Source organism: Streptomyces sp. NPDC034084, assembly GCF_055575535.1.
Window position 1 is genome coordinate 745557 of the sequence record NZ_JBVISK010000001.1, and the last position, 10816, is coordinate 756372.

General features: G+C 72.9%; 10 protein-coding genes. 3 read left to right on the forward strand and 7 right to left on the reverse strand.

The features are described 5' to 3' along the window. The first annotated feature begins 54 nt into the window (after positions 1-54). Positions 55-1812 carry a helix-turn-helix transcriptional regulator gene (locus ACZ51I_RS03475; protein WP_468871216.1) on the forward strand — a complete coding sequence of 586 codons (1758 nt, stop codon included), beginning with the start codon at positions 55-57 and terminating at the stop codon, positions 1810-1812. A gap of 17 nt (positions 1813-1829) precedes the next feature. Here ACZ51I_RS03475 and ACZ51I_RS03480 read toward each other — a convergent pair whose 3' ends face one another. The 3 genes from ACZ51I_RS03480 to leuA all read right to left on the reverse strand — a co-directional run bounded on the left by ACZ51I_RS03480 (position 1830) and on the right by leuA (position 4778). Next, positions 1830-2522 carry a TerB family tellurite resistance protein gene (locus tag ACZ51I_RS03480; protein WP_468871217.1) on the reverse strand — a complete coding sequence of 231 codons (693 nt, stop codon included), beginning with the start codon at positions 2520-2522 and terminating at the stop codon, positions 1830-1832. Between the two features lie 132 nt (positions 2523-2654). Then, positions 2655-2999 carry a hypothetical protein gene (locus ACZ51I_RS03485; RefSeq protein WP_468871218.1) on the reverse strand — a complete coding sequence of 115 codons (345 nt, stop codon included), beginning with the start codon at positions 2997-2999 and terminating at the stop codon, positions 2655-2657. Between the two features lie 15 nt (positions 3000-3014). Further along, complete coding sequence (gene leuA, locus ACZ51I_RS03490; protein ID WP_468871219.1) at positions 3015-4778, reverse strand: 2-isopropylmalate synthase; 1764 nt, start codon at positions 4776-4778, stop codon at positions 3015-3017. A 293-nt stretch (positions 4779-5071) separates the two neighbouring features. Here leuA and ACZ51I_RS03495 point away from each other — a divergent pair, with 293 nt between their 5' ends. Both ACZ51I_RS03495 and ACZ51I_RS03500 read left to right on the forward strand, forming a co-directional pair. Then, positions 5072-6124: a M4 family metallopeptidase gene (locus ACZ51I_RS03495; RefSeq protein ID WP_468871221.1), complete on the forward strand. Its 1053-nt coding sequence runs from the start codon at positions 5072-5074 to the stop codon at positions 6122-6124. A gap of 20 nt (positions 6125-6144) precedes the next feature. Continuing rightward, entirely contained in the window at positions 6145-6408 is a 264-nt protein-coding gene (locus ACZ51I_RS03500) for a protealysin inhibitor emfourin (protein ID WP_468871222.1), read from the forward strand. 82 nt (positions 6409-6490) lie between these two features. Here the strand turns inward: ACZ51I_RS03500 and era are convergent, their stop codons facing one another. The 4 genes from era to ACZ51I_RS03520 form a co-directional block, all read right to left on the reverse strand. Continuing rightward, on the reverse strand, positions 6491-7441 hold the full coding sequence (era, locus tag ACZ51I_RS03505) for a GTPase Era (RefSeq protein ID WP_468871223.1): 951 nt from the start codon (positions 7439-7441) through the stop codon (positions 6491-6493). Positions 7442-7462: 21 nt separating this feature from the next. Then, positions 7463-8407 carry a DUF916 domain-containing protein gene (locus ACZ51I_RS03510; RefSeq protein WP_468871224.1) on the reverse strand — a complete coding sequence of 315 codons (945 nt, stop codon included), beginning with the start codon at positions 8405-8407 and terminating at the stop codon, positions 7463-7465. Between the two features lie 163 nt (positions 8408-8570). Continuing rightward, entirely contained in the window at positions 8571-9905 is a 1335-nt protein-coding gene (locus tag ACZ51I_RS03515; RefSeq protein ID WP_468871225.1) for a beta-xylosidase, read from the reverse strand. 192 nt (positions 9906-10097) lie between these two features. Then, entirely contained in the window at positions 10098-10577 is a 480-nt protein-coding gene (locus ACZ51I_RS03520; RefSeq protein WP_468871226.1) for a hypothetical protein, read from the reverse strand. Positions 10578-10816 lie beyond the last annotated feature (239 nt).

The window sequence follows — 10816 nt, forward strand, 5'->3', positions numbered from 1 at the left end:
GGCCCTCGCCCCCTCCCGGTCCTACGCTGGAAGGACCCGGAAGAGGTGAGGGCCGTGTCCGCACCCACGATCGACCCGATCACCCGGGCGAGGGCCGCGGCGGCCCGGGAGTCCTGGGCCGAGGCGTACGAACTGCTGCACGCCCACGACGCGCACCCCTCGCGCGCGCTGACCGCCGACGACCTGATGACCCTGGCCGACGCGGCCTGGTGGGCGGGCCAGGTGGACGAGTCGGTCGCGGCCCGGCTGCGGGCGCACGCGGCGTACGTGGCGGGCGGCGACCACCGGGGCGCGGGGCTCGCCTCCTGGTGGCTGTCGTACGAGTACGAGGGCCTCGGCCGGCCCGCCGCCGCGTCCGGCTGGCTCCACCGGGCCCACCACCACCTGGACGACCGGCCGCCCTGCCCCGAGCAGTGCTTCCTCGCGTGGACCGACGCGGAGGCGGCGGCGGCCCACGGCGACGGAGCGGCGGCCCTCGCCGCGACCCGCCGGATGACAGGGCTCGCCGTCCGCTCGGGCAGCCCGGACCTCCTCGCCCTCAGCCGCCAGGCCGAGGCCTCGGTCCTCTTCGCGACCGGCCGCCGCGCCGAGGCCCTCGCCCGCCTGGACGACGCGATGGGCGCGGTCTCGGCGGGTGAACTGAGCGGCCTGTTCACGGGCCGGCTTTACTGCCTCGTACTGACCCGGTGCATGGAGGCGGCGGAGTTCGGCCGCGCGGTGGAGTGGACGAACGCGGCGATGGAATGGTGCGCGCCCCCCTGGACGGGCCGCCCGGCGGACGCGGCGGCGAGCAGACCCGGTTCAGTCGCCGCCCCCGACTCCCCGGAAGACCCCGCCCCCGTCTCCGTACCCATGGCCGTCCCCTCCGGCGAGAACCCCTTCCGCGGGGTGTGCCGGGCGCGCCGGGTCGAGGTGCTCGACCTCCTCGGGGCGTGGGCGCTCGCGGAGGCGGAGGCCCACCGGGTCTGCCGGGAGGTGCCGGTGGACTGCCTGGGGTCGGCGGCCGCCGCGTACTACGTCGCCGGCGACGTCCAGCGGCGCCAGGGCCGCCTCGAGGAGGCCGCCGTCTCCTACGCGCACGCCCACGAGCTGGGCCGCATCCCGCAGCCGGGCCTCGCGCTGCTGCGCCTCGCGCAGGGGCGGACCGACGCGGCGGTGGCCGGGGTCGACCTGGCGCTCGCCTGCCAGAGCGACCGTCGCCACGACCTCCTCGGCCGGGCCCGGCTGCTCGCCGCCCGTACGGAGGTGGCGCTCGCCGTCCGTGACGTGCCCGGGGCGGCGGGCGCGGCGGCGGAGCTGGAGGTGCTGGCCGGGGACGTCCCGCTGCTGCGGGCGATGGCGGACACGGCGCGGGGGACGGTGGCGCAGGCGGAGGCCCGGCCGGAGCCCGCCCTGCGGCTGCTGCGCCGGGCGCTCGCCGGATGGCTGGAGCTGCGGGTGCCGTACGAGGCTGCGCGGGTGCGGACGGTGCTCGCGGCGGCCGACCGGAGGGTGGGCGACGAGGAGGCGGCCCGCCGGGAGCTGGGCGCGGCGCGGGCGGTGTTCGAGCGGCTCGGGGCGGAGCCGGAGGCCCGGCGGGCGGCGGCGCTGCTGACGGGCGGGGCGCGGCGGCGGCTGCCGGGCGGGCTGACCGCCCGGGAGGCGGAGGTGCTGCGGCTCGCGGCCTCGGGCGGGACGGACAGGGGCATCGCGCAGGCCCTGGTGATCAGTGAGCACACGGTGACCCGGCACCTGAACAGCATCGCCGCGAAGCTGGGAGTGGGCTCCCGCGCCGCCGCGACGGCCTACGCGTACGCCCACGGCCTGGTCTGAACGCCCCGACGGGGCGGCTACGGCACCGTCCTGGCCGAGGCGAGGAGGCGGACGGTGTCCTCGGGAGGGAGCGCCAGCGCGTTCCCGACGGTTCCGAGGACCTCGGTCTCGGCCGGGGTGTAGGCACCGTCCGCGAGCGCGATCCGGGCGGCCTGGAGCAGGATCGACTCCCGCCCGGCGGGGGCGAGGTGCGGGGTGAGCGGCTCCAGGGCCTCGTGGAGCTCGATCGAGAGGATCGTGCCCTCGGGGTTCACCTCGGGCATGAAACGCCCGGTGTCGGCCTCCAGGGCCTCGACGAGGTCGACGAGCTGGACGGCCGTGCACCCGTCGAAGCCGGCGGACCGGACGGCGGTGACGGCCCGGTCCAGGGCCTCGCGGGAGTCGGTGCCGCCGGCCGCGAGGACGGCCAGGGCGACGGTGTGCACGGCGTCCCGCAGCATCGCCGCGAAACGGCTCGTCGTCGGGTGGTCGAGCACCTCCGTACCGAAGTGCGTGTGACAGGCCGCGCACTCGACGACGGGGCCGGTACAGCCCCGGGGCAGGACGGGGACGCCCAGGACGGCGAACCTGCGGCGGCCGGTGCGGCGCCGGTAGTTGCGGTCGCCTCCGCACTCCTCGCAGAAGAACTCGCCGTCTCCGACGGTGTTCCAGGAGGTGCGGATCCCGCAGACGGTCACCTTCGCACCACGTGGATTCCGGGCAGACCGCACACGCACCTCCTCAACGGCCCGGCTGCACTGCCGGCGTTGGCGTGATGTTAGCCACATCCTTGATGTGGCGTCAGCACCCCGTCATGACTTCGCCGCGGAGATGGCCGAGACACGTCACCGCCCGGGGAGCGCTCAGGAGGCCCGGCGACGGCGCTTCGCAGAGGCCAGGAAGCCGCCGCCGACGGCGACGGCGGCCACGGCGGCGCCGATCGCGCCCGGTCCGATGGCCGAACCGGTCGTCGCGAGATCACCCTCCGGGGTGGCGGACGGAGCGGGGGTCGACGCCGTGGCGGTCGGGGTTCCGCCGGGGGTCTCGCCCGGGGCGGCCGGGGCCGACGGTGACGCGGAGTCCTCCGGAGCGGTCGGCGTGCTCCCGGGCCCCGGGGTGGTGGTGCCCGACGGGGAGGGGGCGGGGGTGTCGGTGGGCGCGGGGGTCTCGGGGGTGTGCCCCGCCCCCTCGTGGAGGGGACGGGGCACCGTACGGAGCGTGGGTCAGCGGGCGGAGCGGTTGACCGCCGAGATGACCGCCTTCAGGGAGGCGCGGGTCGTGTTGGCGTCGATGCCGATGCCCCACAGGACCTTGCCGTCGATGGCGCACTCGATGTACGAGGCGGCCTGCGCGGAGGCGCCCTCGCTCATCGTGTGCTCCTGGTAGTCCAGCAGGCGGGCGTCGACGCCGATGGACTGCAGCGCGGCGAAGAACGCGGAGATCGGACCGTTGCCGGAGCCCGTCAGGACGGTGTCGGCGCCGTCGACGACCGCCTCGACGGTCAGGGTGTCCGTGCCGTCCGTGTCGGAGGTGGTCTGGCCGGAGCGCAGCTGGATGCGGCCCCAGGCGTTGTCCGGGTTGGGCAGGTACTCGTCCTGGAAGACGGACCAGATCGCGGCCGGCGTGATCTCGCCGCCCTCGGTGTCGGTCTTCTGCTGGATGATCTTCGAGAACTCGATCTGCATGCGGCGGGGCAGGTCCAGCTTGTGGTCGTTCTTCAGGACGTACGCGATGCCGCCCTTGCCGGACTGCGAGTTGACCCGGATGACGGCCTCGTAGGAGCGGCCCACGTCCTTCGGGTCGATCGGCAGGTACGGCACCGCCCACTCGATCTCGTCGACGGTCTTGCCCTGGGCGGCCGCGTCGGCCTCCATGGCGTCGAAGCCCTTCTTGATGGCGTCCTGGTGGGAGCCGGAGAAGGCGGTGTAGACCAGGTCGCCCGCGTAGGGGTGGCGCGGGTGGACCTCCATCTGGTTGCAGTACTCGGAGGTACGGCGGATCTCGTCGATCTGGGAGAAGTCGATCTGCGGGTCGACGCCCTGCGAGAACAGGTTCATGCCCAGCGTCACCAGGTCGACGTTGCCGGTCCGCTCGCCCTGGCCGAACAGGCAGCCCTCGATGCGGTCGGCGCCGGCCATGATCGCCAGCTCGGCCGCCGCCACGGCCGTGCCGCGGTCGTTGTGCGGGTGGACGGAGACGCAGATGTACTCGCGGCGGGTCAGGTTCCGGGACATCCACTCGAACCGGTCCGCGTGCGTGGACGGCGTCGAACGCTCCACGGTGGCGGGCAGGTTGAGGATGATCTCGCGGCCCGGGCCCGGCTGCCAGACGTCACAGACGGCCTCGCAGACCTCCAGGGCGAAGTCCAGCTCGGTGTCGGTGAAGATCTCGGGGCTGTACTGGTAGCCGAAGGTCGTCTCCGGGCCCAGCAGCTTCTCCGCGTACTCCATCACCAGCCGCGTGCCGTCCACCGCGATCTGCTTGATCTGCTCCTTCGAGCCGCGGAAGACGACCCGGCGGAAGGTGGGCGCGGTCGCGTTGTACAGGTGGACGGTGGCGCGCTTGGCGCCGACCAGGGACTCCACCGTCCGCTCGATCAGGTCCTCGCGGGCCTGGGTCAGGACGGAGATGGTGACGTCGTCCGGGATCGCTCCCTCTTCGATGATGGAGCGCACGAACGCGAAGTCGGTCTCGCCGGAGGACGGGAAGCCGACCTCGATCTCCTTGTAGCCCATGCGTACGAGCAGGTCGAACATCTCGCGCTTGCGGGCCGGGGACATCGGGTCGATCAGGGCCTGGTTGCCGTCGCGCAGATCCGTGGACAGCCAGCGGGGCGCCTTGGTGATGCGCTTCTCGGGCCAGGTCCGGTCGGGGATGACCACGGCCTCGTACTGGCCGTACTTGTGGATCGGCATCCCGGACGGCTGCTGCGTGTGCGTCGCGTTGGTGATGGGCGTCGGGCGGCTGACGAAAGGCGACTGAGACATTGCGTAGGGCTCCTCGGGGTCCTGCGGGTGGACGGCCGACTGTCGAACGCAACACCAGGTCCCGCGGGGAGGGGGTCGGCCTACGACTACAGGCCCTCGCCGCGGCAGCTAAGGAGAAGCAGCCCGAAACGCATGATGTGCGTCACCATAGCCCAGGTCCGTGGAAGGCGGACGTCCTGTTTCAGTATGCGGGACGGCGTCCGCGTCAAGCCCGAAAGGTGACTCATCACTCCATTTCGCCAATCCTCGTCTCTTCTCGTGACAGTCCCGTCACGGAGTGCCACATTGCAGGGATGACTCCTCAGACGCCCGTCTTCTGCCCGATCGTGCCGCCCCACCTCCTGGAGCACCTCGCCCGCTCCTCGAACCCGGCCGTGGCCGCCGCCGCCCGCCGCACCCTGATCGCGGACGCCTCGGCCCGGACGTTCCGGGTGCTGCCGCTGCCCGGCGCCGTGCCGACGCTCGCCCCCGCCGACGCCGGCAAGCCGCACCGCTCCGTCCACGACTGCCGGCGCGGCACCGACCTGCCGGGCGAGAAGGTTCGCGGTGAGGGCGAGGAGCCGGTCGCCGACGCCACCGTCAACCGGGCCTACGCGGGCCTCGGCGCCACCTTCGACCTCTTCCTGAACGCCTTCGGGCACGACTCGATCGACGGTGACGGGCTGCCGCTGATCGCCTCCGTCCATTACGACGAGAAGTACGGCAACGCCTTCTGGAACGGCGAGCAGATGGTGTTCGGCGACGGCGACGGCGAGATCTTCCTCGACTTCACGCTGCCCGTGGACGTCATCGGCCACGAGCTCGCCCACGGCTTCACCCAGTACACGGCGAACCTGGAGTACTTCGGCCAGTCCGGCGCGCTCAACGAGTCGGTCTCCGACGTCTTCGGCTCGCTCGTGAAGCAGTACGCGCACAACCAGAGCGCCGAGCAGGCCGACTGGCTCATCGGCGAGGGCCTCTTCCACCCGGACGTGCAGGGGAAGGCGCTGAGGTCCATGAAGGCCCCGGGCACGGCGTACGACGACGACATCCTCGGCAAGGACCCGCAGCCCGCCCACATGGACGACTACGTCCGCACGGGCCGTGACAACGGCGGGGTGCACATCAACTCCGGCATCCCCAACCACGCCTTCTACCTGGCCGCGACCGAGCTCGGCGGCAACGCCTGGGAGCGGGCGGGACAGATCTGGTACGACGTGATGACCGGCGGCACCCTCACCCCCGAGACCCGCTTCTCCGAGTTCGCGCGGGCCACCGCGGCGGCGGCGAAGGCGCGGTACGGCGACGGGGAGGAGATCCAGGCGGTCCTGAAGGCGTGGACGGCGGTGGGGGTGCCCACCGAGTGACCGGCTGGTAGACAGGGCCCATGCGGATTCGAGTGCGGCGCACGGGTGGTTTCGCGGGCATCGAGCGGTCGGCGGAGGTGGACACCTCCGGCCGGCCGGACGCCGGCGACTGGCACGCCCTGGCCGGCACGGTCGTCGACGAGGGCGGCGAGGAGGGCCGGGGCGTCCCGGACGGCTTCTCGTACGAGATCACCGTCGACGGGGTCACGGTCCGCTGCTGCGACCCCCGCCTGACGGACGCCCAGAGGACCCTCATCACGAGGGTCCTCAAGGAAGGCGCGTAGGGGTCGTCGGGGTCTAGGGCGTGTTGCGAAAGTCCCGTCTCTGCGCGGCTCCGGGCGGACGACGCTACTTTCGAACCACGCCCTAGAAGCCGAGCTTGCGGAGCTGCTTCGGGTCCCGCTGCCAGTCCTTCGCGACCTTCACGTGGAGGTCGAGGAAGACCGGGGTGCCGAGGAGCGCCTCGATGTGCGTGCGGGACTTCATGCCGACCTCCTTGAGGCGGCTGCCCTTGGGGCCGATGATGATGCCCTTCTGGCTGGGGCGCTCGATGTACACGTTCGCGTGGATGTCGAGCAGCGGCCGGTCCGCCGGGCGGTTCTCGCGCGGGATCATCTCCTCGACGACCACCGCGATCGAGTGCGGCAGCTCGTCCCGTACGCCCTCGAGCGCGGCCTCGCGGATCAGCTCCGCGACCATGACCTGCTCCGGCTCGTCCGTGAGGTCGCCCTCCGGGTAGAGCGGGGGGGACTCCGGCAGGAGCGGGATGAGCAGGTCGGCGACGAGCTGGACCTGCTTGTTGCCGACGGCCGAGACCGGCACGATCTGCGCCCACTCGAAGCCCAGCTCCTTGCCGAGCTGGTCGACGGCGATCAGCTGCTCGGCGAGGGTCTTGGAGTCGACCAGGTCGGTCTTGGTGATGATCGCGACCTTGGGGGTCTTCTTGATCCCGGCGAGTTCCTTGGCGATGAACTTGTCGCCGGGGCCCAGCTTCTGGTCGGCGGGCAGGCAGAAGCCGATCACGTCGACCTCGGCCCAGGTGGTGCGCACGACGTCGTTGAGCCGCTCGCCGAGGAGGGTGCGCGGCTTGTGGAGGCCGGGGGTGTCGACCAGGATCAGCTGCGCCTCGGGGCGGTGCACGATGCCGCGGACGGTGTGCCGGGTGGTCTGCGGCCGGTTCGAGGTGATGGCCACCTTCTGGCCGACCAGAGCGTTCGTGAGGGTGGACTTGCCCGCGTTGGGGCGGCCGACGAAGCAGGCGAAGCCGGCCCGGTGGACGGCTTCGGTTTCTTGGTTGCGAGCGCTCATGGGGGCCATTGTCCCCGATGAGCGCCCACGTCACGCACTCAGTGCCCCGCGGCGCCGTATCCGCAGGCCCCAGAGGCCGGCCGCGCCGCCCACGACGAGGACCGAGGCGGCGAGCCAGGGCAGGGCCAGGAAGGACACGGTGCCGGTCTCCCGGACGTCCTTCGCGGTGGCGGTGAGCGTCACGTCGCCCCATTCGAGCTGCGGGGATCGGGTCCAGCGCTCGGTGAGCCGGATCTTCTGGCGGGGCAGCAGCTCGGCGGGGACCCCGGCCAGGTCGCGGTCGAGGAGGGTGCGGCCGAAGAGGCCCCGGGCCTTCAGGACGACCTTCGGGCTGAGGGTGACGTTGCCCCGGTTGTGCAGGGTGTACGAGACGAGGGCGCTGCTCGCGCGGGTGCCGGGGACCAGGGGCCGGTCCTGGTCGAGGGTGACGTCCTCGACGGCGAGGGCGGGGACGGTCGGCCCGTTGACCCGGAGGTAGACGCGGGCGCCGACCGCGCGCTGGACGCCGACGGCGACGGCGCCCTTCCCGCCCGGGGCGATCCGCTCGTCGAGGGCGACGAGGGCCCCGGGGTGGTCGCCGGGGTCCGCGTCGGCGGGGACGGTCAGGGTGTAGGGGACGGTGACGGCGGAGCGGGCCGGGACGGTGATCCGGGTCCGCTCGGGCCTGATCCAGGCCCCGGCGCCGGTCTGCTTCTCCCGCTGGGTGCGGACGGCGAAGCCGCCGTCGCGGTCGGTGTTGTAGGCATCGGCGCCGTACAGCCGGAAGGTGAGCGGAGCGGCGCTCTTGTTGGCGACGGTGACGCGGTCGGTGAGCGTGGTCCCGGGGTCGGCGGAGAGGTAGAAGTACGGGCGGCCGCCGAGCCGGGAGGCGGCGGGGTAGACGGCCCACTCGCCGTTATCGGCGGCCCGGGCGTCGGGCGCGAGGCCGAGCAGCGCGACCAGGGCGCTCAGGAGGAGTGCGGAGAGCTTGCGCACGGGTGCGGACCCCTCTTCTCATGGCTCGGCTCGCCCCCGGGCGCCCGGTGCGGGCGCCGACGGTCGATCGTGCTCGGCGGCTCGTTCCTCACCGCCTGCGCGCGTTCTCCCGCTCGGCACCCGCGGCGCCCTTCGGCTCACTCGCCGAGGTGTCTGGCAGTCGTCAGGACAGGGTCAGCGTGAGCACGCCCGCGTACGAGCCGGGCGCGGTGAACGCCGGGACGTCGAGGGAGAGCCGCGCGTCGACGGTGAACTCGCCGCCCGTGAGGGTGCCGTTCGGGGTGGAGGCGAGGGTCGCGCCGCCGCTGCCGACCGGTCCGGCGGAGCCCGCCGCGCAGGCGCTGGGGCTGCCGGGCTTGGCGGTGCAGGCGGGGGTCCAGGAGAGGTTCCCGGCCCCGATGGCGCCGCCGGGGCCGGTGAAGTCGGTGACCTTGCCGGTCAGGGACCAGCCGGCGGGGCCGCCGCGGAAGTCCTTGACGGTCACCGTCCGGAGCGCGCCGGTGGCCGCGCCGCCCGCGCCGAAGTCGACGGAGGACAGCTGGACGGCGTCCCCGGCCTGGGTCATGGACAGCTCGCCCGGCGTGACGGCCGCGGTGATCGTCTGGCTGTTCGGGGGAGCCGGGACGACGACCTTGTACGCGGCGGGGCCCGCGCCCTTCCCCGGATCCCAGGCCGTGCCCTCGTACGCGACGATCCCGGTGGTCGCCGGGTCGTTGACCTTGAGGCGCGCGGCGAAGCCTCCCTCGCTGTCGGTGGTGACGGTCATCCGGTCGGCGGTCTCCGCCGCTCCGGCGCGGCCGGTGACGGTGACCTCGGTGAGCGGGGTGAACCCGCTGCCCGTGACGGTGACGCGGACGCCGGGGTCGCCGGAGGCGCTGTCGAGCTGGAGCGCGCGGGTGTGGGGGCTGGTCACGGGGCTCGCGACGACCGTCTCGGAGACCGGGGCGGGCGGGTCGAGCACCGTGCAGGGGGTGTCCAGCTCCATGAGGTAGCTGGTGTGGATGTTGTAGTCGCCGGGCGAGAGGGTGATCGATCCGGCCTCGGTGGCGGTGAAGGTGCCCGTCATGGAGAAGGCCGGGAAGGAGCCCTTGCCGGGGACCGGCGGGTTCTTCTTGGGGCCGGTGACGGTGACCGTGCCGGTCTGGGCGCCGCCGAGGACCACCTTGCCGCTGGGCGTCATGATGTCGGCCGGGAGCGCGAGGTCGACGGGGTTGGACGCGGCGGGCTTGGTGATCGTGTAGGTCACGGTCACGGTCTCGCCGACCTTGGGGCTCGCCTTGTCGACCGTGATCGCGGCGGTGGTGGCGCCCGTGATGGGCGGGATGCCGGCGATCGGCGGCGGGACGCAGCGGGTCTGGAATTCCACCGGCTGGGAGCCGGCCGTCGCGCCGGCCGGGGCGGCGAGCGCGCCGCCGGCGGCGACCGCGAGGGCGGTGGCGTCGAGGACGGCGGTCCAGCGCCGTCTTCGGGCCGCCGCCCGGGATCGGGTGAGTGCCATGAATGTGCCCCCTCCTGCGGGATGAGTGGGCGCCATTGACGGCTGCGGCCATGGAGAAGTCAAGGGAATCGGATGCCGTCGACTGATGACCCGTCAGATACTGTCAAGATCGGTGGGTTTCCGGTGTTGCCGCAGGTCACGACGGAGACCGGTGCCGCCGAAGGCGACACCGGTCCGGGGTGGGAGCGGGGCTCAGCCGAAGACGAACGGCCCCGGCGACTGGGACGTCACCGCGTCGCAGTTCACCGTGACCCCGAAGATCACCATCTTGAGGGCGACCCCCGCGAAGTACGAGTTGAGGCTGTCGCCCGAGGCCACGGTCCCGCTGAGCGGGCCGATGACGACGGACTGCCCGGCACCGAGCGCCGGGTTCTTCTTCCCGGTGAAGACGCGGGTGCCACCGCCGCCCTTGGCCATCGTCAGCGTGGCGCTGATCTGGTCGGCACCGACCGCGATCGGTGTCGTGATGGCCGAGGTGAGCTTGATGGTCGCGGCGGTGCCGCTCTGCGTGGCCGCGAGGGTGGCGGTACCGCCGCCCCAGCTGCCGCAGTCGTACGTCGCCGTAGCCGTGCCCGGCGAGACGGCGCCGGCCGTCGGAGCGAAGGCGAGTCCGGCGGCGGCGAGCGCCCCGGTGAGTACCGCGACGGTCCCTAAGGTGCTTCTGCTTCTCATGGCGGGTTCGAACCCCTTCCGATACCGAACGCAGGGGTGCGGACACTGCGTGAACGATGGAGATCTGACGGTCCGTCGGACGAACCGCTGTCATTGACGCGCAGACCGCCGGGGAAGGCAAGAGAAGATGCGGTGATCGTTCACAAGCACACAAGGGCGGGCGACGGGATCAGGGTGGCGGGGGGGGGGGGCGCCGGTGGGGCCCCCCCTCCCTCATCCCTTTCTCCCTCCCCTATTGG

Excerpts from the sequence above, each read along its gene's own strand:
- leuA (WP_468871219.1), bottom strand. The coding sequence starts at position 4,778 with ATGTCTCAGTCGCCTTTCGTCAGCCGCCCGACGCCCATCACCAACGCG.
- ACZ51I_RS03495 (WP_468871221.1), top strand. The coding sequence starts at position 5,072 with ATGACTCCTCAGACGCCCGTCTTCTGCCCGATCGTGCCGCCCCACCTC.
- ACZ51I_RS03500 (WP_468871222.1), top strand. The coding sequence starts at position 6,145 with ATGCGGATTCGAGTGCGGCGCACGGGTGGTTTCGCGGGCATCGAGCGG.
- era (WP_468871223.1), bottom strand. The coding sequence starts at position 7,441 with ATGGCCCCCATGAGCGCTCGCAACCAAGAAACCGAAGCCGTCCACCGG.
- ACZ51I_RS03515 (WP_468871225.1), bottom strand. The coding sequence starts at position 9,905 with ATGGCACTCACCCGATCCCGGGCGGCGGCCCGAAGACGGCGCTGGACC.
- ACZ51I_RS03520 (WP_468871226.1), bottom strand. The coding sequence starts at position 10,577 with ATGAGAAGCAGAAGCACCTTAGGGACCGTCGCGGTACTCACCGGGGCG.